Origin of the sequence: Pseudomonas sp. NFX5 (assembly GCF_049132125.1) — a bacterium.
Lineage (GTDB): Bacteria > Pseudomonadota > Gammaproteobacteria > Pseudomonadales > Pseudomonadaceae > Aquipseudomonas > Aquipseudomonas marginalis.
Map to the genome: position 1 here is coordinate 1 of NZ_JAFMZG010000016.1, position 24,318 is coordinate 24,318.

The window sequence follows — 24,318 nt, forward strand, 5'->3', positions numbered from 1 at the left end:
TCTTTGATTTCTCGCGGAGTAACTTGTGATGCTGATAATCTTGTTGACTATCAGTCTGACTCCACAAGCACCCACACGAATTGCTTGATTCAGTTGTTAAAGAGCGGTTGGTTAAGAGCTTTCGTCTAAACCGAGGCGCGCATTCTACAGCAGCCTCATTTGCTGTCAAGTGATTATTTTCAGAAGTTTTCGAAGATTTCTTCAACAACTTCAACCACTTGCGCTTGCGATCTCTCGTCAGCGGGAGGCGAATTCTACAGCGTTACACGCTGCTGTCAACACCTCTTTTTCTCCGCTTTCGACCGAGAAGATCGAATCGTTAATAGCGTCAAACAACACGACCCTACCAACTCCTTCTGGGCTTCGATGAACTGAAGCAATCCGCTGCTTTATTCTGCATAACTCATTGTTTAGCAAGGAGTTTTACGTTTCGACTGCGCCGGAAGTGGGGCGAATTATAGACAGATACAATTCGCCGTCAACACTTAATTTCAGGTTTATTCGGATTTGAGCGCAATACGCGCAAATGCCTTCTTCCCCGCCTGACAAACGTGGGTAGCACCCAGTTCGTATATAAAGGTGCGATCCACCACCTCACCATCTATACGCACACCGCCAGACCCCAGAAGGTCACGCGCGACCGCCGAGTTCTTCACCAGACCAGCCTTATTAAGGACTGCCGCAATCGGCATGGCCTCAGTAGCCGTCAATTCAATCTCAGGCAGATCATCCGGCAGCTCGCCATCTCTCATGCGGTTACCCGCCGCACGGTGAGCACTGGCCGCAGCCTCTTCACCATGGAAGCGCGCAACGATCTCTTCCGCCAGTTTGATCTTCACGTCACGCGGATTGGCACCCGCCTCTACATCCGCACGCAGCGCATCGATCTCATCCATCGAGCGGAAGCTCAACAGTTCGAAGTAGCGCCACATCAAGGCATCCGGGATAGAGACCAGCTTGCCGTACATCACACCCGGAGCTTCCTGGATGCCGACATAGTTGCCCAGGGACTTGGACATTTTCTTGACGCCATCCAATCCTTCCAACAACGGCATGGTCAGGATGCACTGAGCCTCCTGACCATAAGCACGCTGCAACTCACGCCCCATCAGCAGGTTGAATTTCTGGTCGGTACCACCCAACTCAACATCCGCGCGCAGCGCTACCGAGTCATAACCCTGAACCAGCGGATACAGGAACTCATGAATCGCGATCGGCTGATTGGTTGAATAGCGCTTATCGAAGTCATCACGCTCAAGCATGCGCGCCACGGTGTACTGGGAAGTGAGGCGAATGAAGTCCGCCGGCCCCATCTGATCCATCCAGGTGGAGTTAAACGCCACCTCGGTCTTGGCCGGATCAAGAATCTTGAATACCTGGGTCTTATAGGTCTCGGCATTATCGAGAACCTGCTCACGGGTCAGCGGCGGGCGTGTCGCACTCTTACCGCTCGGATCACCGATCATCCCGGTGAAATCACCTATAAGGAAGATCACCTGATGCCCCAGCTCCTGGAACTGACGCAGCTTATTAATAAGCACGGTATGACCCAGGTGCAGGTCCGGCGCCGTTGGATCGAAGCCAGCCTTAATACGCAGGGGCTGGCCACGCTTGAGCTTTTCGATCAGCTCGGCCTCGACCAACAGTTCTTCCGCACCACGTTTTATCAGCGCTAGCTGCTCTTCAACCGACTTCATAACAGACCCGCAAGGCTCAGATTCAAAAGGGAACCAACCATACAAGATCAGGGACTAATTACAAGTTTTGCCCTGCGCACGGACACCGTTCAGCAAGCCCAGCGTTCGCGAGCTTGCGCCACAGATGATTTGGTTATATTTTATACAGTTATTTCATCTTCATCATGTCATTCATCTTTTCCATTTCATCTTCAAAGTCAAATTACCTATGACCACTGAACCGTCTAAAGCGCCGCCGCTTTACCCGAAGACCCACCTGCTCGCAGCAAGTGGTATCGCCGCCCTTCTCAGCCTGGCACTCCTGGTATTCCCTTCCAGTGACGTAGAAGCCAAACGAACATCCCTGAGCCTTGACTTGGAGAGTCCAGTTGAACAACTGACACAAGATCAAGACGCTTCCGACGCCCAACAAGCCACAAATGCTCCCACTGAATCGCCGTTTGCCCAGATCGAAAACACGCAGGAAGACACCCAGCAAGCCGTTCAAGAACAGAAAAAACCCGTAGTAGACACTGCCAAGAACCCTCAACACCGCGAAGTGATCGTGGCGAAAGGCGATACGCTTTCGACCCTGTTCGAGAAGGTAGGCCTTCCCGCAGCCACCGTTAACGATGTACTGGCCAGCGATAAACAAGCCAAGCAATTCACCCAGCTCAAACACGGCCAGAAACTGGAGTTCGAACTGACACCAGACGGTCAGTTGAACAACCTGCACACCAGCGTCAGTGACCTCGAGAGCATCTCCCTGACCAAGGGCGCCAAAGGCTTTGCCTTCAACCGTATTACCACCAAGCCAGTCATGCGCTCCGCTTACGTTCACGGCGTGATCAACAGCTCACTGTCGCAATCTGCCGCGCGCGCCGGCTTGTCCCATAGCATGACCATGGACATGGCCAGTGTGTTTGGATACGACATTGACTTCGCCCAGGACATCCGCCAGGGCGATGAATTCGACGTGATCTACGAGCAGAAAGTCGCCAACGGCAAAGTGGTCGGCACCGGCAACATTCTCTCCGCACGCTTCACCAACCGTGGCAAGACCTACACCGCAGTGCGTTACACCAACAAGCAAGGCAACAGCAGCTACTACACCGCCGACGGCAACAGCATGCGCAAGGCCTTTATCCGCACCCCGGTGGATTTCGCTCGTATTAGCTCGCGTTTCTCCATGGGTCGCAAGCATCCAATTCTGAACAAAATCCGCGCCCACAAAGGCGTCGACTATGCCGCCCCACGCGGTACGCCTATCAAGGCGGCCGGCGATGGCAAGGTCCTGCTCGCAGGACGCCGCGGTGGCTACGGCAACACGGTGATCATCCAGCACGGCAACACCTACCGCACCCTGTATGGCCATATGCAAGGTTTCGCCAAGGGTGTGAAAACCGGCGGCAACGTGAAGCAAGGCCAAGTAATCGGTTACATCGGCACCACTGGCCTGTCCACCGGCCCGCACTTGCACTACGAGTTCCAGGTCAATGGTGTGCACGTTGACCCATTGGGACAGAAGCTGCCGATGGCCGACCCGATTGCCAAGGCCGAGCGCGCACGCTTTATGCAACAGAGCCAGCCGCTGATGGCGCGCATGGACCAGGAGCGCTCCACCCTGCTTGCTTCGGCGAAGCGTTAAGGTATGCCGTTCTATATAGGTGTAATGTCCGGGACCAGCCTCGATGGCCTGGACATCGCCCTGATCGAACAAGGCTCGGCGATCAATCTGATCGCCACCCACTACACACCGATGCCGGACACCCTGCGCGCAGAGCTGTTAAGCCTGTGCGCCAGCGGCCCGGATGAGATTGCCCGCTCAGCGATAGCCCAGCAGCATTGGGTCACACTCGCCGCCCACGGCATTCACACGGTGCTCGACCAGCACGACCTCAAGCCTCAAGACATACGCGCGATCGGCAGCCATGGCCAGACCATCCGTCATGAACCCGCCCGAGGCTTTACCGTGCAGATCGGCAACCCGGCATTGCTTGCGGAGCTGACGGGCATCAGCGTAGTCAGCGACTTCCGCAGCCGCGACGTTGCCGCTGGCGGCCAGGGCGCGCCTCTGGTGCCCGCCTTTCATGAGGCGTTGTTTGGCGAAAGCACCGGCAACCGTGCAGTGTTGAATATTGGGGGCTTCAGCAATCTCAGCTTGATCGAAACCGGCAAGCCCGTAGCCGGCTTCGACTGCGGCCCAGGCAATGTGCTGCTGGACGCCTGGATTCAACAGCAGCGCGGCGAACACTTTGACCGTGATGGGCAGTGGGCGGGTAGTGGCAAGGTCGAGCCTCAACTACTCACGGCCCTACTCAGCGATCCATTCTTCCTGACCAAAGGCCCGAAAAGCACCGGCCGTGAAGTGTTCAACCTCGAGTGGCTGCACCAGCATCTTGGCCGCCTGCCCGCCTTTGAACCCCAGGACGTACAGGCCAGCCTGCTGGAGCTGACTGTCCTGACCATCGTCGAGGCCCTGCAAACCGCGCAGCCCGAGACAGAAACGTTACTCGTCTGTGGCGGCGGCGCCCATAACACCACAATGATGAATCGTCTGGCCGCGTTGTTGCCATCCACTCAAGTCAGCAGCACCGCCACCCACGGCGTAGACCCGGACTGGGTCGAAGCCATGGCCTTCGCCTGGCTGGCTCAATGCTGCCTGGAAGGCATTGCCGCCAACCGGCCCAGTGTCACCGGCGCACGCGGGCTAAGGGTACTTGGCGCGATCTACCCCGCCTGACGAACACCTCGCCAGAATCGCAGACAGCAAAACGCCGCTTGGCCGATCAAAGCCACGCGGCGTTTTTATTCGTTGTAGATCAGGCTGTCGATCAGATCGAGAACGAAGAGCCGCAACCACAGGTGGTGGTCGCGTTAGGGTTCTTGATCACGAAACGCGAACCCTCCAGACCCTCCTGGTAATCCACCTCGGCACCTGCCAAGTATTGGAAGCTCATCGGGTCCACGACCAGGCTAACGCCCTCACGCTCAACGATGGTGTCATCGTCGGCCACATCTTCATCGAAGGTGAAACCGTACTGAAACCCTGAACAACCGCCGCCCGTAACGAATACGCGCAGCTTCAAGCGATCATTACCCTCTTCATCGACCAGGCTCTTCACCTTGTGCGCAGCACCGTGGGTAAATTGCAAAGCCGTGGGGGTGAAGGATTCAACGCTCATGCTGATAATCTCCCGGCGTAGCGCCGCCATATGCGTAATGGCGGGCATTATCCGCTTCTCCTAGAAAAGCGGTCAACTATTGTTACGGTATATCAATCTGCATCGCCGCCATTAGAAACACAAAAGGCCCGATCAACGGGCCTTTTGCACACTTTGCCAATCGTCTTAAGGCAGCATGCCGGCGTGGGACAGACCCAGCTTTTCATCCAGGCCAAACAGGATGTTCATGTTCTGCACCGCCTGGCCCGACGCGCCCTTGACGAGGTTGTCGATCACCGACAACACCACCACCAGGTCACCATCCTGCGGACGATGCACCGCAATCCGACACACGTTGGCGCCTCGCACACTGCGGGTTTCCGGATGGCTGCCAGCAGGCATTACATCGACGAACGGCTCGTTGGCATAACGCTTTTCAAACAACGCCTGTAGGTCTACCGAACGATCGACCACGGTGGCGTACAACGTGGAATGAATGCCACGAATCATCGGCGTCAGGTGTGGCACGAAGGTCAGGCCTACGTCTTTGCCGGCGGCGCGACGCAGCCCCTGACGAATCTCCGGCAGATGGCGATGCCCTTTTACTGCGTAAGCCTTCATGCTTTCCGACGTCTCGGAGTACAAGGAACCTACCGCTGCTCCACGACCGGCACCGCTGACACCCGACTTACAGTCTGCGATCAGGCGCGAAGCATCCGCCAGCCCGGCCTCGAGCAACGGCAGGAAGCCCAGTTGCGTCGCCGTCGGGTAGCAACCCGGCACGGCGATCAAGCGTGCCTGCTTGATCTGCTCACGATTGACTTCCGGCAGGCCGTACACCGCCTCTTCCAACAGTTCCGGTGCACCGTGAGGCTGGCCGTACCACTTGGCCCATTCGTCGGCGTCTTGCAGGCGGAAGTCCGCCGACAGGTCGATGACCTTGGTGCCAGCGGCCAGCAGTTCGCCAGCCAACGCATGGGCAACGCCATGGGGGGTGGCAAAGAACACCACATCGCAGGCACCAAGGGTGTTGATGTCCGGAACACTGAACGCCAGGCCGTCGTAGTGGCCTCGCAGGTTCGGGTACATATCGGCCACGGCCAGGCCGGCCTCGGATCGAGAGGTAATGACCACCACCTCAGCTTGCGGATGCTGGGCCAACAGACGCAGCAATTCGACACCGGTGTAACCCGTGCCGCCGACGATACCGACCTTGACCATAAACCTGCCCTCAACGAACCCACTGGAAAGCCGTCGATAATAGGGGCCGTATCGTCCTGCGACAACCGTCAGCGTGACGTATGGGCGCATGAGCCACTACTATCTGCGCTACCGTGAACCTGGGAATAACTAAAAATGCTTTATCTATGGGTCAAAGCCTTCCATATCGTCAGCATCGTCTGCTGGTTTGCCGGGCTGTTCTACCTGCCGCGCCTGTTCGTCTACCACGCTCAAAGCGAGGACACTGTCAGCAAGGAACGCTTCAGCGTCATGGAGCGCAAGCTCTACCGCGGCATCATGGGCCCGGCGATGCTGGCCAGCCTGGTGTTCGGTATCTGGCTGATAGCCCTTAACCCCGGCATCTTTCAATCGGGCGCCTGGATCCACGCCAAGTTGACCCTGGTAGTGTTCCTGATTGGCTACCACCATATGTGCGGCGCGCAGGTAAAACGTTTCGCCCGTGGCGAAAACACCCGCAGCCATGTCTTTTATCGCTGGTTCAATGAAGTCCCGGTTCTGATATTGCTGGCTATCGTAATTTTGGTCGTGGTCAAACCGTTCTAACGTCATTACTCGGGGTACCTCCAATGTCGCTGCCCACTCTGCTTGAACAACGTCTGCACCTGCCCGTGGTGGTGGCGCCGATGTTCCTGATTTCCAATCCGCAATTGGTGCTGGCCTGCTGCCGCAACGGCGTGGTCGGCAGCTTCCCGGCGCTCAACCAGCGCGAGAGCAGTGGCTTCAAGGCCTGGCTGGAGGAAATCGAAGCGGGCCTGGCGCAGCTGGACAATCCTGCCCCCTACGCCGTCAACCTGATCGTGCACAACAGCAACCCTCGCCTTGAGGCTGACCTGGCGATCTGTGTTGAGCACAAGGTGCCGATCGTGATTACCAGCCTGGGCGCAGTGAAAGAAGTGGTAGATGCGGTGCACAGCTATGGCGGCCTGGTGTTTCACGATGTCACTACCCGTCGCCATGCCGAAAAAGCCGCTGAAGCCGGTGTCGACGGCCTGATCGCCGTGGCCGCAGGCGCCGGTGGCCATGCCGGTACCTGGAGCCCGTTTTCGCTGATCGCGGAGATTCGCCAATTCTTCGACAAAACCCTGCTGCTGGCCGGCTGCCTTAACCACGGCCATGAGATACTCGCCGCCCAGTTGCTGGGGGCAGACCTGGCGTATTTCGGCACACGGTTTATCGGTACCACCGAAAGCCACGCCCCGGATGCGTATAAAGAGATGCTGCTCACATCGCGCGCCGCCGACATCGTGCACACTCCCGCAGTCTCCGGCGTGCCCGCAAGCTTTATGCGCCAGAGCCTGGAAAATGCCGGTTTCGACCTCGCTGCCCTGCAGGGCAAAGGCGAAGTAAACTTCGGCTCCAAGCTCAAGCCGCTGAGCGACGAAGCCAAGGCCTGGAAGACCGTATGGTCTGCAGGCCAAGGTGTCGGTGAGATTAATGATTTACCCGGCGTCGATGAACTCGTTGCCCGCCTGGATGCCGAATACCGCAAGGCGCGCGAGCAGGCGACACAGTTGCGCTGGCCACGCTGACCCAACCGCAGGGCCTGCCGATCGAGCAGGCCTGCACTACCCCACTGATTCAGTGACAAGGATGCCCGCATGAGCGACAACCGTTTCAAGATTGTGTTTGATGGGGCCCTGCTCCCGGGTGTCGAAAGCACCACAGCCAAGCTGAACCTGGCTGAACTGTTCAAGAGCACGGTCGAGGACATCGAGAAACTCTTCACCGGCCGCGTTGTTGCACTGAAACGCGACCTGTCCCGCCCCGACGCCGAAACCTACCTCACCGCGCTGAAAAACGCCGGGGTCGACGCGCGTATCGAGGCCGAACAGCCCGTAGCCTTCAGCCTTGCCGAAACCCACGAAACAGATTCCAGCGCTGCGGACTTCTCCCGTCCTGCGGCTTCGCCGTACGCACCACCGCGTGCCGCCGTAGGTGAAAGCCTGCCGGAATACGCCACCCTCAAGGTCTTCACCATCAATGGCCGTATTGGTCGTCTGCGGTACCTGGCATGGACGCTGGTACTGACAGTCGCCATGCTCGTCGCAGCCGGCATCCTCAGTACTGTGGGCTTTGCCATCGCAACCGCGTCGCCGACGATAGCCATTATCCTCGGCTCGCTGCTGGGCTTCGCGCTGTTCGTCGCGGTTGTGGTCGTGAGCGTGCAGATCGGCGTGCAGCGCCTGCACGATCTGGGCTGGTCCGGCTGGTTGTACCTGCTGAACCTGGTACCGCTGGTGAACAGTATTTTCCCGCTGCTGCTGTTGGTCATGCCAGGTAACACCGGCGCCAACCAGTACGGCGCACCGCCACCGCGCAACTCCACCGCGGTGAAGGTCCTGGCCTCGCTGTGGCTGGCATTCATCCCGCTGATGCTCATCATCGTGGTGTCGCTGGGCATGAACGGCTACCTGGATCAACTCGAAACCAACGTGGACAGCAGCTACGAAAGCAGCTCCATCACTTCCGATGAAGACGCCGATCAAAGCGTGATCGTCGACGAAGAAGACGCGCAAAGTGCTGACGACGCGGCCGAACCTGTAGACTCTCCAGAACAGTAAAGAAACGCGCCGCGCCTGCGATGCCTCCATCCCAGGCGCGGCGTGTTGCGATGGAGAAAGGCATGACCCGTTACGCTCTGATCACCGGTGCCTCCAGCGGCATCGGCCTGGCTTTGGCCGAAGCCCTGGCCCGTCGCGGCCGCAGCTTGATTCTGGTGGCCCGCCAGCGTGATCAGTTGGAAAACATTGCAATCGAATTGACCCAACGCTTCGGCGTCGAGGTGCTGTTTCGGGCATGCGATCTCGGCGAGCCATTGCGCTTGTCCGGGTTCCTGCTGGAGCTGGAAGAAGGCGAGCGGCAGATCGATTTGCTGGTGAACTGCGCTGGCATTGGCACCAGCGGGCCATTCCTGGCCCAGGACTGGATGACCGAACAAGACCTCATCGAAGTCAACATCCTTGCCCTCACCCGCATGTGTCACGCCCTGGGCAACACCATGGCGCTGCACGGTGGCGGGCAGATTCTCAACGTCGCCTCGGTCGCCGCGTTCCAACCCGGCCCGTGGATGAGCAGCTACTACGCCAGCAAGGCCTACGTGCTGCATTTCTCCGAAGGCTTGCGCGAAGAACTGAAGACCTGTGGCATCAAGGTCTCGGTGCTTTGCCCCGGTCCTACGCGCACCGCCTTCTTCGGTACGGCGCAGATGGACACCGCCAGACTCGAGCGCAGCGAGCAATTGATGAGCCCGGAAGAAGTGGCGCTCTATACCGTGCGCGCACTGGAAAAGAACAAAGCCATCATCATTCCTGGACGACGTAATCGCTGGCTGGCCTTCAGCCCGCGTTTCAGCCCACGCTGGTTGACTCGCAAGATCGCCGGGGCGATCAACAAGGCCTATTGCCCGCGCTGATCGCCTGGGTACACTCACCTTGCACTTTCATAATGGAGAAACAGCTGTGGATACTCTGTTCACCAAAATCATCAACCGGGAAATACCTGCGGATATCATCTATGAAGATGATCAAGTCCTGGCCTTCAAGGACATCCACCCGGCAGCGCCCGTGCATTTCCTGGTCATCCCGAAAAAACACATCCCCACCCTCAATGACCTGACCGAGGAAGACAAAGCCCTGGCCGGCCATATTCTGTTCACTGCCCAGCGCCTGGCGGTGGAACAAGGCTGTGAAGAAGGCTTCCGGGTGGTGATGAACTGCAACCCGAAAGGCGGGCAGACCGTTTACCACATCCATATGCATGTGCTGGGCCAGCGCCAGATGAACTGGCCGCCGGGCTGAAATAGCCCGCTACAAGGGGCGCAGCCCAAGGCTGCGACCCGATGCCCTTGACTCAGGGCAAACGCGTTCCTCTCTCTTGCGGTAAACTGGCCGCCGAGATTCTTCCCGGAGGTCAGCATGACTACCCAACGTCACTACTCGCCCATTGACCGTCTGTTGCTGCAAGCCGACATGGCCATGCGCACACTGCTGCCCTTCAGCGGCCAACCGTACCGCCCGTCGCCCGCCATCGTGCAGCCTGACGCGCAGATGAGCGAGACCGAGACCCGCCATGTCGCAGGCCTGATGCGTATCAACCATACCGGTGAAGTCTGTGCCCAGGCGCTGTACCAGGGCCAGGCCCTGACCGCCAAGCTGCCGCAGGTGCGCGCGGCCATGGAGCATGCGGCCGAGGAAGAAATCGATCACCTGGCCTGGTGCGAGCAACGTATTCGCCAGTTGGGTAGCCATCCCAGCGTGCTCAACCCGCTGTTCTACGGTTTGTCATTCGGCATCGGCGCGGCTGCCGGTTTGATCAGCGACAAGGTCAGCCTCGGCTTTGTCGCCGCGACGGAACATCAAGTGTGCAAGCACCTGGATGAACATCTGGAGCAACTGCCGGCCGATGACGAAAAGTCCCGGGCGATTCTTGAGCAGATGCGTATTGATGAGGAGCACCACGCCGAAAGTGCATTGGATGCCGGCGGTTTCCGCTTCCCGGCGCCAGTGCGATTCGGCATGAGCCTGCTGGCCAAGGTCATGACCAAAAGCACCTACCGCATCTGACTAAACCTGCGGCTGCAAAAAAGGGCGCTATCGAAGCGCCCTTTTCTTTTGCCGATTGGCGGTCAACCCAACTCGATGATCTCGTAATCATGGGTGATGGCCACACCCGCCGCGCCGAGCATGATCGACGCCGAGCAATACTTCTCGGCAGACAGCTCGATGGCACGCTTGACCTGGGCCTCTTTCAACGCCCGTCCCTTCACCACGAAATGCATGTGGATCTTGGTGAACACCTTGGGATCTTCAGTGGCGCGCTCGGCTTCCAGGAAGGCTTCGCAGCTTTCCACAGCCTGGCGGGATTTTTTCAGGATGCTGACCACGTCGAAATTGCTGCAACCGCCCACACCAAGCAGGAGCATTTCCATCGGGCGTACGCCCAGGTTACGGCCACCGGCTTCCGGCGGGCCATCCATGACCACCACATGGCCACTGCCCGACTCACCGAGGAACATGGCTTCGCCCGCCCATTGGATGCGTGCCTTCATCGCCCAGACTCCACTGCTAAAAAAGGGTCGCCAGCTTAGCACAGGGCCCGGGCGCAACCGCGCTTCCCATCAAAGCGATCAATAACGGAGCTGACTCGGAAAATTCGCTAATCGAGTCAGAATGTGTCTGTTAAGCTGGCGCCAAAGGAGTGGCGTATTGCCACCCTTATACAACGTGTATCAATGCCGATACCGCTGAGTACAACAACTCCAACCCCCTCGCGCTGCCTTTCGGGATACAACCATGGTTGCTCTTACGCCCATACCCAAGATCAAGAATCTCGACAAGTTGCTGATGCACTGCCAGCGCCGGCGCCACCCCGCCAAGCACAACATCATCTGCGCCGGTGAGCGCTCCGAAACACTGTTTTTCATTATCAAGGGCTCAGTCACCATCCTGATCGAGGATGAAGACGGCCGCGAAATGATCATCGCCTACCTGAACACCGGGGATTTTTTCGGCGAGCTGGGGCTGTTTGAACAAGCAGGCAAGGAGCAGGAGCGCAGCGCCTGGGTGCGGACCAAGGTCGAGTGCGAAGTGGCCGAGATCAGTTACGCAAAGTTTCGCGAACTCGCCCAGCAGGACCCCGATATTCTCTACGCCCTCAGTGGTCAGATCGCCCAGCGCCTGCGAGACACTACGCGCAAGGTTGGCGACCTGGCGTTCTTCGACGTCACCGGACGTGTGGCCCGTTGCTTGCTGGAGCTGTGCAAGCAGCCCGATGCAATGACTCACCCCGACGGCATGCAGATCAAGATCACCCGCCAGGAAATCGGGCGCATTGTCGGTTGTTCACGGGAGATGGTCGGCCGCGTGCTCAAGGATCTGGAAGAGCGCAACCTGGTGCACGTCAAAGGCAAGACGATGGTGGTGTTCGGTACCCGTTAAGCCGGCAGGAAGCTGGCCAGCATTTGTCGGTACAAGGTGTCCAGCCGGCTGATTGCGTCCGGCGCGGGGAAGGCTTCGTGCAGGGCAATATGGCTGTCGGCGCGAACCCGTTGCTCCAGGCCGCAGGCTTGGTTGAAGCGGTTGACCGCCGCGATCAGTTCTTCACGATCGTTATCCAGCAACAACGCACCGTGCACCAACCCCACCGGGCGGCCCCCGCCTTGCCGCCAGCGCTGGGCAGTACCGACCATTTTGCGCCCGTTGAGGTTGACGTTGTAACGACCGTCGCAGAATGCACCGTCGATTTCCCCGACGGAGGCATCGCCGCCCAACTCGATAAGTAAATCGCAGATCGGCTGGCATAGACGCTGGTAACCAGTTTCGATGCGACCTTGATCACCCTCACTGCGCGGCGGAGCGTAGACCAGGGCGATATTGACCGTGGCGCTGGACTGCGGCACCGGTTCGCCGCCGGTTTCGCGCAAGAGCACCGGCCAACCGGCATCCGCAGACACGCGGCTGGCGACATCGAAAGCAGGCAATCGGCTCAAGCGGCGTGGCATCACCAGTGCCTGGTCGCTGGGCTGCCAGAACAACAACCCAAACGCCTGCTCATCCGCGCAAACGGCGGCCAGCAAGGCTTGCTCGGCGGCAAGGCCTGCTTCAACACGCATCGACACTGGCTGGATCAATGGGCACCTACCTATCTGAATAAACACAAACCCAAATGTGGGAGGGGGCTTGCCCCCGATAGCGGTGTGTCAGTCGAGAATGCTCCAACTGAACCGCCGCCATCGGGGCAAGCCCCCTCCCACACGTTGATCGCATTTCAAATCAATCGAGAGTGGAACCACTGACCGCCACGCCACGCTCCGGGAAGAACAGACGCTGCAGTTCCGCCCCAGGGTTCTCGGCACGCATGAAGGTCTCACCCACCAGGAACGAATAAACGTCACTGATTTCCATCAGCTCCACATCGGCACGGTTGACGATGCCACTTTCGGTAATCACCAGGCGATCGCGCGGAATACGCGGCAGCAGGTCGAGGGTGTTTTCCAGGCTGACTTCGAAGGTATGCAGGTTACGGTTGTTGACCCCCACCAGCGGTGTGTCGAGGGTTTTCAGCGCGCGCTCCAGCTCATCGCCGTCGTGCACTTCCACCAGCACATCCAGGCCAACGCTTTTGGCCACGGCCGCCAGCTCGGCCATCTTCACGTCATCCAATGCGGAGACGATCAACAACACACAGTCGGCGCCCAAGGCACGGGCTTCGACGATCTGGTACGGATCGACCATGAAATCCTTGCGGATCACCGGCAACTTGCACGCGGCGCGGGCCTGCTGCAGGAACAGGTCGGAACCCTGGAAAAAATCGATGTCAGTGAGTACCGACAGGCACGTCGCCCCACCCTTCTCGTAGCTGAGAGCGATTTCCGCCGGTACAAAGTTTTCGCGGATCACGCCCTTGCTCGGCGATGCTTTCTTGATCTCGGCGATCACGGCCGGCTGCTTGAGCTTGGCCTGGGCGATCAGTGCCTTGGCAAATCCACGCGGTGCGTCAGCGGCTTTCGCTTGGGCTTCCAACTCGGCCAGGCTCACACGGGAACGGCGTTCGGCGACTTCTTCAGCCTTGCGGGCCAGGATTTTTTCCAGAACGGTCGGCACACTCATCCTTCATTCTCCATCTTGAATACAGCGGTGAATGCTCCCAGCTCTTCGAGCTTTTCACGAGCCAGACCGGTGTGCAGCGCATCGTGGGCCAATTCGACACCTTCCTTAAGACTATAGGCATGATCGGCTGCGTAAAGTGCCGCGCCAGCATTCAGAACAATCATTTCCGCGGCTTTTTGACCGTTCTCGGTCTTACGACGCCCCAGGGCATCGCGAATCAGCTCCAGGGACGCCGCCGGGCTTTCCACCGCCAGGCCGTGCAGGCTCTGGCTCTTCATGCCCAAGTCTTCCGGTTCGACCCAGTATTCGCTGATCTGGTCATCCTTCAGCTCCGCCACAAACGTTGGCGCCGCCAGGCTGAACTCGTCCAGGCCGTCTTTGGAATGCACCACCAGCACATGCTTGCTGCCCATGCGTTGGAGTACTTCAGCCAATGGCCGGCACAGCGCCTGGCTGAACACGCCTACCACCTGGTGCTTCACACCGGCCGGATTCGTAAGCGGGCCGAGCATGTTGAACAGGGTACGCAGGCCAAGGTCCTTGCGTGGGCCGGCGGCGTGCTTCATTGCACCATGATGGGACTGGGCAAACATAAAGCCGATGCCGACGTTGTCGATGCAGCGCGCCACTTGTACCGGCGTGAGGTTCAGGTAGATACCGGCCGCTTCCAGCAGGTCGGCACTGCCGCTCTTGCCGGACACCGCGCGGTTACCGTGCTTGGCCACGGTGCAGCCCGCCGCCGCCACCACAAAGGACGAGGCCGTCGAGACGTTGAAGATGTTCGCACCGTCACCGCCGGTGCCGACCACGTCGACCACGCCGTCGAGGGTCTTGAGCTCGACCTTGTCCGCCAGCTCACGCATCACCGATACGGCGCCGACGATCTCGTCGATGCTTTCACTCTTCATGCGCATCGCCATCATGAAGGCGCCGATCTGCGCATCGGTGCATTGACCAGTCATGATTTCGCGCATCACATCGCTCATTTCAGCGGTGCTCAGGTCCAGATGGCCGACGATACGGCTCAGGGCAGTCTTGATATCCATGGAAAGTCCTTAGCGCGTGCCGCCGCTCTGCTTGAGAAAGTTGGCGAACAGCTCGTAGCCCTGCTCGGTCAGGATCGATTCAGGGTGAAACTGCACCCCTTCGATATTCAGTGTCTTGTGACGCAGGCCCATGATCTCGTCGACGGAGCCGTCTTCCAGCTGGGTCCAGGCCGTCAGCTCCAGGCATTCCGGCAGGGTTTCGCGCTTGACCACCAGCGAGTGGTAGCGGGTCACGGTCACCGGGTTGTTGAGTGCCTGGAATACGCCCAGGTCTTTATGGAACACCGGGCTGGTCTTGCCGTGCATCACCTGGCGCGCGCGCACCACATCACCGCCAAAGGCCTGGCCGATGGATTGATGGCCCAGGCAAACGCCCAGGATCGGCAGCTTGCCGGCGAAGTACTTGATGGCTTCGAGGGAGATACCCGCCTCGGTCGGCGTGCAGGGGCCCGGCGAAACCACGATACGTTCCGGGTTCAGGGCGGCGATTTCGGCCACGGTCAGTTCGTCATTGCGAACCACCTTGACCTCGGCGCCCAACTCCCCCAGGTACTGCACAACGTTGTAGGTAAAGGAATCGTAGTTATCAATCATCAGCAACATGGGGGAAACCTCAAGAATTGGGGGTCTGTTCAGCCAGCGCTACGGCGCGGAACATCGCGCGGCGCTTGTTCAGGGTTTCTTCCCATTCGAGGGCCGGCACCGAGTCGGCGACAATCCCGCCACCGGCCTGCACGTGCAGCTCCCCGTCCTTGATCACCGCAGTGCGAATCGCAATGGCAGTGTCCATGTTGCCGTTCCAGGCGAAATACCCCACGGCGCCGCCATAGACACCGCGCTTGACCGGCTCCAGTTCGTCGATGATTTCCATCGCACGGATCTTCGGCGCCCCCGACAAGGTGCCTGCCGGCAGAATCGCCCGCAACGCGTCCATCGCAGTCAGCCCGGCCTTCAGCTCGCCGGTGACGTTGGACACGATGTGCATCACGTTGGAATAACGCTCAATGACCATCTTCTCGGTCAACTTCACCGAGCCGATTTCCGAGACACGCCCGGTGTCATTGCGGCCCAGGTCGATCAGCATCAGGTGTTCGGCGATTTCCTTGTCGTCGCTGAGCAGGTCTTCTTCGAGCGCCAGATCCGCTTCTTCGGTCACGCCACGCGGGCGTGTGCCGGCAATCGGGCGCACGGTGATCAGGTTGTCCTCGACACGCACCAGCACCTCCGGCGAGCTGCCCACTACGTGGAAGTCACCAAAGTTGAAGAAGTACATGTACGGCGTCGGGTTGAAGCAGCGCAGCGCCCGGTACAGGTCGATGGGTGCCGCCTTGAAGTCGATGGACATGCGTTGCGACGGCACCACCTGCATGCAGTCACCGGCGAGGATGTATTCCTTGATGGTATCGACCGCGCGCTCATAGTCATCCTGGGTAAAGCTGGAGCGGAACACCGGATCAGCCGCCGGCGGACGGCTGAGGTCCAGGCCGCGACGCGGGGTGATCGGCTGGCGCAGTTTTTCCAACAGCGCTTCGAGGCTGGCCTGGCCTTGCTCGAAGGCGTCGGCCTGGGACGGGTCGGCGAGCACGATCGCGTGCATCTTGCCGGCGAGGTTGTCGAACACCACCACCGCATCGGAGACCATCAGCAGAATGTCCGGCACGCCCAGGGGGTCAGGGTTCGGGCATTTGCCCAGGCGTTTTTCCACATAGCGCACGCAGTCGTAGCCGAAGTACCCCACCAGGCCGCCGTTGAAGCGCGGCAGGCCAGGGATGGTCGGCACGTTGTAGCGCGCCTTGAAGGCTTCGACGAAGGCCAGCGGGTCTTCGACCTCATGACTTTCGATCTCGACACCATCATGGGTGATGCTCACATGATGGTCGTGCACCCGCAGCACAGTGCGGCATGGCAGGCCGATGATCGAGTAACGGCCCCATTTCTCGCCGCCCTGTACCGACTCCAGCAGGTAGGAGTTGGGCTGGTCGGCCAGTTTCAGGTAGATCGACAACGGCGTGTCGAAGTCGGCCAGGGTTTCGCAGGCCAGGGGGATACGGTTATAGCCGGCAGCGGCCAAACGCAGGAATTCTTCGCGGATCATGAGGTGCCTCGTGGCGTGAGGGTCTAACAGTCAGGTATGCAAACGTGCCGCATGGCGCGGCCAGGATCAGTCAGGCGCGCCAACGCCAGCGGGCCAGGGCCTTGATGACTTTCATCCAGAGTTTGCGAGTGACCACCACGATGGAATTTCCAGAAGGGGACGGATCGATGTCGGGCAACGTTATCTCAGCGCCAGCTCCCAAGCAACCGGGGATTAGCAGTCTCAGATCATCAATCACCAGCGACGGCGACTCTTCGGCGATCGGACGACCATGGTTGTAGCCGTAACTCAGGGCCACGCACTGCACGCCGGCCGCTTTCGCCGCCAGCACGTCACTGCGTGAATCGCCGACAAACAGCGACTGGGACGCCGGAATATTGGCCATTTTCATCACGAAAAACAGCGCCGCCGGGTCGGGTTTCTTCTGCGGCAAGGTATCGCCACCAATGATCCAGCGGAAATAACGGCCGATTTTCATCTGGTCCAACAGCGGCGCGACAAAGCGCTCCGGCTTGTTGGTGATCAGGGCCATTTCCACGCCCTGCTTGCTCAGCCACTTGAGGGTGTCGCGTACGCCGGGGTAGACCACGGTCAGTTCGTGGCTGCGCTCATAGGCTGCGTTGAACAGTTCCAGGGCGTGCTCGGCCTCAACCTCATCGACACCTTCGGCATCGATGTGATTGGCCAGGGCCCGGCGAACCAGCATCGGCGCGCCATTGCCGACCCATTCGCGTACCGACGCAAGCCCCGCCGGCTTGCGTCCCAGCTTGAGCAGCATCTCGTCCACCGCCGCCGCCAGGTCTGGCACCGAGTCGATCAAGGTACCGTCCAGATCGAACATCACCAGCCGTGGCAGTTTGCCGGGGAACAGCTGCTCAAAGCCGCTCATGGACGCGCCAGCGCCAATTCGGCGCGCATCCTGGCGATGACTTCCTCGTAGTCCGGGGCGTTGAAGATCGCCGAGCCGGCCACGAAGGTGTCGGCGCCGGCAGCCGCGATTTCACGGATATTGTTGACGTTGACCCCACCGTCGATTTCCAGGCGGATGTCGCGACCCGACGCATCGATCAGCGCACGGGCTTCACGCAGCTTGTCGAGGGTACCGGGGATGAACTTCTGCCCGCCGAAGCCTGGGTTGACGCTCATCAGCAGCACCATGTCGACCTTGTCCATCACGTACTTGAGCACGTCCAGCGGGGTGGCCGGGTTGAACACCAGGCCGGCCTTGCAACCGCCCTCGCGGATCAGTTGCAAGGTGCGGTCGACGTGCAGCGAGGCTTCCGGGTGGAAGGTGATGTAGGTCGCGCCGGCGTCAACGAAATCACCGATGATGCGATCCACCGGGCTGACCATCAGGTGCGCATCGATCGGCGCGGTGATGCCGTACTTGCGCAGCGCCGCGCAGACCATCGGACCGATGGTCAGGTTGGGCACGTAGTGGTTGTCCATGACATCGAAGTGCACGAAGTCGGCACCGGCGGCCAACACCTTGTCCACTTCCTCACCCAGGCGGGCGAAATCGGCGGAGAGAATCGATGGAGCAATAACGAAGGGCTGCATGACGCACCTTTTTTGAGCTAAATCACGATGGCGCGCATTGTATACCTCATGCTTTGCCCTGCGCACCGTGACCTAACTCAACGGCTAGTACGCCGCCCGATAGATTTTCTCGATATCGGCCGCGCTGAGCTTGCGCGGGTTGTTACGCATCAGGCGCTCGATACCCGCCGCTTCCGTGGCCATGGCCGGGATGGCGTCCTCGGGAACCCCGAAACTGCGCAGGCCGGAAGGAATCTCCACGGCGGCACACAATCGCGTCATCGCCTCGACGGCCTGGTCGGCGGCATCGTTGACACTCAGGCCGCTGACATTCACGCCCATGGCCTGGGCAATGTCCTGCATGCGCTCGACACAGGCCAGTTTGTTCCAGTGCATCACGTAGGGCAGCAACAGCGCATTGCTGACGCCATGGGCAATATTGAATCGCCCGCCCAGCGGGTAGGCCAGCGCATGCACGGCGCCCACCCCGGCATTACCGAAGGCCATGCCGGCCATCAGGCTGGCGGTGGCCATATCGTCGCGGGCCTGCAGGTTGGCCGGGTTGGCGTAGGCCTTGGGCAGCGCCTTGGCGATCAGCTTGATCGCCCCAATGGCCAGGGCATCCGTGATCGGCGAGGCGTTCAGGGAAAGGTAGGACTCAATGGCATGTACCAGCGCATCCACGCCACTGGCGGCGGTGACGCTGCGCGGGCAGGTCAGGGTCATTTGCGGGCTGATCAACGCGACGTCCGGCAGCAGGTAGTCGCTGACGATGCCCTTCTTCAACTGCGCGACCTTGTCGGAGAGGATCGCCACATTGGTCACTTCCGAGCCAGTGCCGGCGGTGGTCGGGATGGCGATCAGCGGCGGGCCCTTGCGCGGCACCTGGTCGACGCCGAATAAGTCAGCCAGGGCGCCGTGGTAACCGGCATAGGCGGCAACGCTTTTGGCAATATCGATGGCACTGCCGCCCCCCAGGCCGATCAGGCCGTCGTGGCCACCGTCGCGGTACGCCTGCATGCAGTCTTCGACGATGGAGATTTCCGGGTCGGGGAGCACGCGATCAAAGATCTCATAAGAGCGCTCGCCCAGATGCTCAAGTGCCAGCGCCACCGTGCCTGACTTGACCAGCACCGCATCGGTGACAATCAACGGGTTATCCACATCCAGGCGCGTCAGCTCGGCGGCAAGTTGCTCGATGGCGCCAGCGCCGGTCAGCAGTTTGTGGGCGATCTTGAATGAGGAAGTACTCATGTGCGCGGCCTCTTATCGGTGATGGGCTGGCACAAGAGTAGCTGACTGGATCGGGTTGTCTTCCATTCAGGCGCTGAATGGTCAAAGCCCCCCCTGTGGGAGGGGGGCTGTACTGGTCTTTAGACCTGGGCCGTGCGCAGTTTCTCGCTACGCCCACGCAGCCACTCCAGGGTCAGCAACAGCAACACCGAGAAGGCGATCAGCAAGGTCGCCGCCGCCGCAATCGTCGGGCTGAGGTTTTCGCGGATGCCGCTGAACATCTGGCGCGGCAAGGTCGCTTGCTCGGGGCCGGCGAGAAACAGGGTCACCACCACTTCATCGAACGACGTCGCGAAGGCAAACAGCGCGCCGGAGATCACCCCCGGTGCAATCAACGGCAAGGTTACCCGGCGAAACGCCGTCAAGGGCGAGGCACCCAGGCTGGCCGCCGCCCGTACCAGGTTATGGTTGAAACCCTGCAAGGTCGCCGACACGGTGATGATCACAAACGGCACCCCAAGCACCGCATGCACCACGATCAGCGAGAAGAAACTGTTACCCAGCCCCAATGGCGCAAAAAACAGGTAGCTGGCCACACCGATAATCACCACCGGCACCACCATCGGCGAAATCACCAGGGCCATCACCAACGCCTTGCCGGGGAAATTCCCACGGGTCAGGCCGATCGCCGCCAGGGTGCCGAACACCATGGCCAATACCGTGGCGGCCGGGGCGACGATGATGCTGTTCTTCAACGCACGCATCCACTCCGCCGAGGCGAAGAAATCCTGGTACCAGTGCAGCGAGAAGCCTTGCAACGGGTACACCAGGAAACTGCCGCTGTTGAACGACAGCGGGATGATCACCAGCACAGGCAAGATCAGGAACAACAGGATCAAGCCGCAGAGGATCCGCAAGCTGTAGAACCACACCCGCTCCACCGGTGACATATAAGGACTCAGCATCGCAAGGTCTCCTCAGCTCAGGCGCAGGCGGCTGGCGCCCACCAGCCGGTTGTAGATCAGGTACAGCACCACGGTCGCCAGCAGCAGCAAGCCGCCCAACGCCGTCGCCATGCCCCAGTTGATGCTGGTGTTGGTGTAGAAAGCCACGAAGTAGCTGACCATCTGGTCGTTCGGGCTGCCCAGCAGTGCCGGGGTGATGTAGTAACCGATCGCCAGGATGAACACCAGCAGGCAGCCGGCGCCGACACCGGCGTACGTCTGTGGGAAGTACACGCGCCAGAAGCTGGCGAACGGGTGACAGCCCAGGGAGATCGCCGCACGCATGTAGGTGGGCGAAATGCCTTTCATCACGCTGTAGATCGGCAAAATCATGAACGGCAGCAGGATATGCACCATGGAGATGTAGACCCCGGTGCGGTTGAACACCAGCTCCAGGGGTTTGTCGATCAGGCCCATGCCCATCAGCGCACTGTTGATCAGCCCGCCGGATTGCAGCAGCACGATCCACGCCGCCACCCGCACCAGGATCGAGGTCCAGAACGGCAGCAACACCAGAATCATCAGCAGGTTGCTTTTGCGCGCTGGCAGGTTGGCCAGCAAATACGCCAGCGGATAAGCCAGCAGCAGGCAGATGGCGGTGATCACCAGGCCCATCCAGAAGGTGCGGGCGAAGATGTCCAGGTAAATCGCCTGGTCCGGGGTGGCCGGGGCCACTTCGCCGAGGTCGTCGATGCGGTGATCGACGGCCGCCAGCAGGTAGAACGGTGTCAGGCTGCTGGTATTGCGCCGGATCGCCTGCCAGTACGCCGGGTCGCCCCAGCGTTCGTCGAGGTTTTCCAGCGCTTCTTTATAAGAGCCGGGCGCTTCGGTAAACGGCAGCGCCCGCGCGGTTTTGGTCAGCAGGCTGCGATAGCCGGCCAGTTCCATGTTCAAGCGTTTGGACAGATCACCCAGGGTCTGGTTTTTGCGCGCCTCGCCCAGGTCTTCACTGAGGGCCTGGTACACAGGCTCACCCGGCAGACCACGACCGTCCCAGGCCGTCACCGCCACCACGGTACGCGGCAGACCGCCCACCACTTCCGGGTTGCCGACGCTTTTAAACAGCAGCGCAACAATCGGCACCAGGAACACCAGCAGCAAAAACAGCACCAGCGGCGCAATCAAGGCCTGGGCCTTCCAGCGATTGAGCCGCTCGGCACGCGCCAGGCGCTGCTTGAGGGTGGGGCTGTTGACCTCGTTCGAGGGAACGGCGATGGCCATGGCTGACTCCGAATCTTGAAAATGAATGCAATCTTTCACACACAAGAAATCCCTTGTGGGAGGGGGCAAGCCCCCTCCCACAAGGTTATGCAGTGTTACTTGGCAGCCCAGGAGTTGAAGCGCTGCTCCAACTGCTCGCCGTTATCCGCCCAGAAGCTCACGTCGATCTGCACCTGGTTGGCGATGTTTTCCGGCGTAGTCGGCATATCCTTGAGGATGTCCTTGGCCAGCAACGGTACGGCTTGGGTGTTGGCCGGGCCGTAGGCGATGTTTTCCGAGTAGGTCTTCTGCTGCTGCGGCTGCACCGAGAAGGCGATGAATTTCTTCGCCGCTTCGGCACGTTCCTTGGACAGGCCTTTAGGGATGGCCCACGCGTCGAAGTCGTAGATGCCGCCGTTCCACACCACTTTCAGGTTGCTTTCTTTTTGCACCGCGGCGATGCGGCCGTTGTAGGCCGAGCTCATCACTACGTCACCCGAGGCCAGGTATTGCGGCGGTTGTGCGCCGGCTTCCCACCATTGGATCGAGGGCTTGAGTTCGTCGAGTTTCTTGAACGCACGGTCCTGGCCATCTTTGCCGGCCAGCACTTTGTACACGTCCTTCGGTGCAACACCGTCGGCCATCAAGGCGAATTCCAGGGTGTACTTGGCGCCCTTGCGCAGGCCGCGCTTGCCCGGGAATTTCTTGGTGTCCCAGAAATCCGCCCAACTGGTTGGCGCAGACGCCAGCTTGTCCGCGTTGTAGGCCAGAACGGTCGACCATACGAAGAAGCCCACGCCGCACGGCTGGATCGCGCCCTTCACGTAGTCGGCGGTGTTGCCAAACAGTTTCGGGTCCAGCGGCTCGAACATGTCTTCATCACAGCCACGGGACAGTTCCGGCGACTCCACTTCCACCAGGTCCCAGGACACGCTCTTGGTGTCGACCATGGCTTTGACCTTGGCCATCTCACCGTTGTACTCGCCGGCGACGATCTTGCCGTTGCCCGCGCTTTCCCAAGGTGCATAGAAAGCCTTGACCTGTGCAGCCTTGTTCGCACCGCCAAAGGACACGACGGTCAGGTCCGGGCCAGCCATGGCCTGTGTCGCGCCCATCAAGCTCAGGGCCAGGACGGAATACTTCAGGGATCTCAACATTGTTGTTCTCTCCACGTGCAGGGTTGGTGAAGCCATGGGGCGATCAATTCGCCTCTAGAAGTGGGTCGAGTGCGCGAACGTGCTCGACTTGCCAGCCAATCGGTACCACGTCGCCGACCGCCAACGCCGGGTCCAGCTCGGCGATCGGTTGTTTCACAAAAAAATCGGCCTTGCCGCAGACTTCCAGGCGCACGCGCACGTGGTCGCCCAGGTAGATGAATTCCGCCACCCGCCCGGAGAAACGGTTGACGCAGCTTTCGCTGGAGCCATTGAGGCTGACACGCTCAGGGCGCACCGACAGGGTCACCGGGCCGCCGACCTGGCCGACGTTCACCGCCAGCGCCTCGACCTTCTCGCCGCGCGCCAGCTCCACCACGCAACGCTCGCCGGTATGGCTGTGCAGGCGGCCATTGAGGCGGTTGTTTTCACCGATGAAGTTGGCGACGAAGGTGTTCTTCGGCTCTTCATACAAGGTGCGTGGCGCAGCGATCTGCTGGATCTCGCCCTGGTGGAACACCGCCACGCGGTCGGACATGGTCAAGGCTTCGCCCTGGTCGTGGGTTACGTACACCACGGTCACGCCGAGGCGCTGGTGCAGGTGCTTGATCTCCATCTGCATGTGTTCACGCAGTTGCTTGTCGAGGGCACCGAGGGGTTCGTCCATCAGTACCAGTTGCGGCTCGAACACCAGCGCCCGGGCCAAGGCCACACGCTGCTGCTGGCCGCCGGACAGTTGCGCCGGGTAGCGCTGGGCAAAGGCATCGAGCTGGACCATGCTCAGCACGCGTTTGACCCGCTCGCTGATATCGGTCTTGCTCAAGCCCCGCACCGACAGCGGGAACGCGAGGTTCTCGGCGACGGTCATGTGCGGGAACAGCGCGTAGTTCTGGAACACCATGCCGATGTCGCGCTTGTGCGGCGGCACGTTGTTGATCGAGCGCCCGGCCAGCTGGATTTCGCCGGCGGTCGGCGTTTCGAAGCCGGCCAGCATCATCAGGCTGGTGGTCTTGCCCGAACCGGAAGGCCCGAGCAGGGTGAGGAACTCGCCCTTGCGAATCTCCAGGTTGAGGTCTTTGACGATCAGGTTCTCGCCGTCGTAGCTCTTCTGCACGCCACGAAAGCTGACCAGCACATCATTTGAATCCACCTCGCTCATACCCGCACCTTTGTATTTTGGACTGCTGTGGCACAAGCGTAGTCCAGGCGCGAGCCCCCGGAAATCGGGGGCCAGGAGAGAATGGCATCAGCCGGATGGAAGGTTTGGGGTAGGGATCGCCCTACACGGATGGCGGGGATGGGACAGGGCAGCGGCAAGAGGCGAGCTGCAAGCGGCAAGAATGGGTTCGGCGGTGTTT

At 60.2% G+C, this 24,318-nt stretch carries 25 protein-coding genes; 9 read left to right on the plus strand and 16 right to left on the minus strand.

Annotated features, from left to right (window positions below):
- Positions 1-497 precede the first annotated feature (497 nt).
- Positions 498-1,697 (minus strand): tyrosine--tRNA ligase, encoded by a 1,200-nt coding sequence (gene tyrS / locus J1N02_RS10340; protein ID WP_421147342.1) that lies wholly within the window; start codon positions 1,695-1,697, stop codon positions 498-500.
- Between the two features lie 208 nt (positions 1,698-1,905).
- On the opposite strand from tyrS, the gene J1N02_RS10345 reads away from it, so the two are divergent.
- Positions 1,906-3,324, plus strand: coding sequence for a peptidoglycan DD-metalloendopeptidase family protein (locus tag J1N02_RS10345; protein WP_421147343.1), 1,419 nt, complete (start codon positions 1,906-1,908; stop codon positions 3,322-3,324).
- A gap of 3 nt (positions 3,325-3,327) precedes the next feature.
- Entirely contained in the window at positions 3,328-4,419 is a 1,092-nt protein-coding gene (locus J1N02_RS10350; protein ID WP_421147344.1) for an anhydro-N-acetylmuramic acid kinase, read from the plus strand.
- Between the two features lie 91 nt (positions 4,420-4,510).
- Here the strand turns inward: J1N02_RS10350 and erpA are convergent, their stop codons facing one another.
- Together erpA and argC are read right to left on the minus strand one after the other, a co-directional pair.
- Positions 4,511-4,861 (minus strand): iron-sulfur cluster insertion protein ErpA, encoded by a 351-nt coding sequence (erpA, locus tag J1N02_RS10355; RefSeq protein ID WP_003176443.1) that lies wholly within the window; start codon positions 4,859-4,861, stop codon positions 4,511-4,513.
- 165 nt (positions 4,862-5,026) lie between these two features.
- Positions 5,027-6,061, minus strand: coding sequence for an N-acetyl-gamma-glutamyl-phosphate reductase (gene argC / locus J1N02_RS10360; RefSeq protein WP_027605886.1), 1,035 nt, complete (start codon positions 6,059-6,061; stop codon positions 5,027-5,029).
- A 135-nt stretch (positions 6,062-6,196) separates the two neighbouring features.
- Between argC and hemJ the strand changes: the two genes are divergently transcribed.
- The 6 genes from hemJ to coq7 all read left to right on the plus strand — a co-directional run bounded on the left by hemJ (position 6,197) and on the right by coq7 (position 10,644).
- On the plus strand, positions 6,197-6,625 hold the full coding sequence (gene hemJ / locus J1N02_RS10365; protein WP_027605887.1) for a protoporphyrinogen oxidase HemJ: 429 nt from the start codon (positions 6,197-6,199) through the stop codon (positions 6,623-6,625).
- 23 nt (positions 6,626-6,648) lie between these two features.
- Entirely contained in the window at positions 6,649-7,611 is a 963-nt protein-coding gene (locus J1N02_RS10370) for an NAD(P)H-dependent flavin oxidoreductase (protein WP_027605888.1), read from the plus strand.
- A 69-nt stretch (positions 7,612-7,680) separates the two neighbouring features.
- The gene (locus tag J1N02_RS10375; RefSeq protein WP_027605889.1) at positions 7,681-8,643 is read left to right on the plus strand and encodes a DUF805 domain-containing protein; all 963 of its coding nucleotides are present in this window, start codon (positions 7,681-7,683) and stop codon (positions 8,641-8,643) included.
- A 62-nt stretch (positions 8,644-8,705) separates the two neighbouring features.
- Positions 8,706-9,494 (plus strand): SDR family NAD(P)-dependent oxidoreductase, encoded by a 789-nt coding sequence (locus tag J1N02_RS10380; RefSeq protein ID WP_027605890.1) that lies wholly within the window; start codon positions 8,706-8,708, stop codon positions 9,492-9,494.
- Positions 9,495-9,540: 46 nt separating this feature from the next.
- Positions 9,541-9,879: a histidine triad nucleotide-binding protein gene (locus tag J1N02_RS10385; RefSeq protein WP_010206940.1), complete on the plus strand. Its 339-nt coding sequence runs from the start codon at positions 9,541-9,543 to the stop codon at positions 9,877-9,879.
- A gap of 117 nt (positions 9,880-9,996) precedes the next feature.
- Complete coding sequence (coq7, locus tag J1N02_RS10390; RefSeq protein ID WP_027605891.1) at positions 9,997-10,644, plus strand: 2-polyprenyl-3-methyl-6-methoxy-1,4-benzoquinone monooxygenase; 648 nt, start codon at positions 9,997-9,999, stop codon at positions 10,642-10,644.
- A 62-nt stretch (positions 10,645-10,706) separates the two neighbouring features.
- On the opposite strand, the gene J1N02_RS10395 is transcribed toward coq7, so the two are convergent.
- Positions 10,707-11,129, minus strand: coding sequence for an OsmC family protein (locus tag J1N02_RS10395; protein ID WP_005792019.1), 423 nt, complete (start codon positions 11,127-11,129; stop codon positions 10,707-10,709).
- A 244-nt stretch (positions 11,130-11,373) separates the two neighbouring features.
- Here J1N02_RS10395 and crp point away from each other — a divergent pair, with 244 nt between their 5' ends.
- Positions 11,374-12,018, plus strand: coding sequence for a cAMP-activated global transcriptional regulator CRP (gene crp, locus J1N02_RS10400; RefSeq protein ID WP_027605892.1), 645 nt, complete (start codon positions 11,374-11,376; stop codon positions 12,016-12,018).
- On the opposite strand, the gene J1N02_RS10405 is transcribed toward crp, so the two are convergent.
- The 12 genes from J1N02_RS10405 to J1N02_RS10460 form a co-directional block, all read right to left on the minus strand.
- Complete coding sequence (locus J1N02_RS10405; protein WP_368961708.1) at positions 12,015-12,710, minus strand: lipoate--protein ligase family protein; 696 nt, start codon at positions 12,708-12,710, stop codon at positions 12,015-12,017. The genes crp and J1N02_RS10405 overlap by 4 nt on opposite strands.
- Before the next feature lie 142 nt (positions 12,711-12,852).
- Positions 12,853-13,689, minus strand: coding sequence for an indole-3-glycerol phosphate synthase TrpC (trpC, locus tag J1N02_RS10410; RefSeq protein ID WP_027605894.1), 837 nt, complete (start codon positions 13,687-13,689; stop codon positions 12,853-12,855).
- Entirely contained in the window at positions 13,686-14,735 is a 1,050-nt protein-coding gene (trpD, locus tag J1N02_RS10415) for an anthranilate phosphoribosyltransferase (protein ID WP_027605895.1), read from the minus strand. The genes trpC and trpD overlap by 4 nt, the downstream gene beginning before the upstream one ends.
- A 9-nt stretch (positions 14,736-14,744) precedes the next feature.
- A complete protein-coding gene (locus tag J1N02_RS10420) occupies positions 14,745-15,338 on the minus strand; it encodes an aminodeoxychorismate/anthranilate synthase component II (protein ID WP_024077700.1) in 594 nt (197 codons plus the stop codon).
- 10 nt (positions 15,339-15,348) lie between these two features.
- Complete coding sequence (gene trpE / locus J1N02_RS10425) at positions 15,349-16,830, minus strand: anthranilate synthase component I (RefSeq protein WP_146477721.1); 1,482 nt, start codon at positions 16,828-16,830, stop codon at positions 15,349-15,351.
- Positions 16,831-16,900: 70 nt separating this feature from the next.
- Positions 16,901-17,719 (minus strand): phosphoglycolate phosphatase, encoded by an 819-nt coding sequence (locus J1N02_RS10430; RefSeq protein WP_065925377.1) that lies wholly within the window; start codon positions 17,717-17,719, stop codon positions 16,901-16,903.
- The gene (rpe, locus tag J1N02_RS10435; RefSeq protein ID WP_027605898.1) at positions 17,716-18,390 is read right to left on the minus strand and encodes a ribulose-phosphate 3-epimerase; all 675 of its coding nucleotides are present in this window, start codon (positions 18,388-18,390) and stop codon (positions 17,716-17,718) included. Before rpe ends, J1N02_RS10430 begins: the two co-directional genes overlap by 4 nt.
- A gap of 84 nt (positions 18,391-18,474) precedes the next feature.
- Positions 18,475-19,623, minus strand: coding sequence for an iron-containing alcohol dehydrogenase (locus tag J1N02_RS10440; protein WP_027605899.1), 1,149 nt, complete (start codon positions 19,621-19,623; stop codon positions 18,475-18,477).
- Positions 19,624-19,742: 119 nt separating this feature from the next.
- The gene (locus J1N02_RS10445) at positions 19,743-20,567 is read right to left on the minus strand and encodes an ABC transporter permease (RefSeq protein ID WP_017739612.1); all 825 of its coding nucleotides are present in this window, start codon (positions 20,565-20,567) and stop codon (positions 19,743-19,745) included.
- A gap of 12 nt (positions 20,568-20,579) precedes the next feature.
- Entirely contained in the window at positions 20,580-21,827 is a 1,248-nt protein-coding gene (locus J1N02_RS10450) for an ABC transporter permease (protein ID WP_027605900.1), read from the minus strand.
- Positions 21,828-21,922: 95 nt separating this feature from the next.
- A complete protein-coding gene (locus tag J1N02_RS10455) occupies positions 21,923-22,963 on the minus strand; it encodes an ABC transporter substrate-binding protein (protein ID WP_027605901.1) in 1,041 nt (346 codons plus the stop codon).
- 43 nt (positions 22,964-23,006) lie between these two features.
- Complete coding sequence (locus J1N02_RS10460; protein ID WP_028618154.1) at positions 23,007-24,119, minus strand: ABC transporter ATP-binding protein; 1,113 nt, start codon at positions 24,117-24,119, stop codon at positions 23,007-23,009.
- Positions 24,120-24,318: the final 199 nt, after the last annotated feature.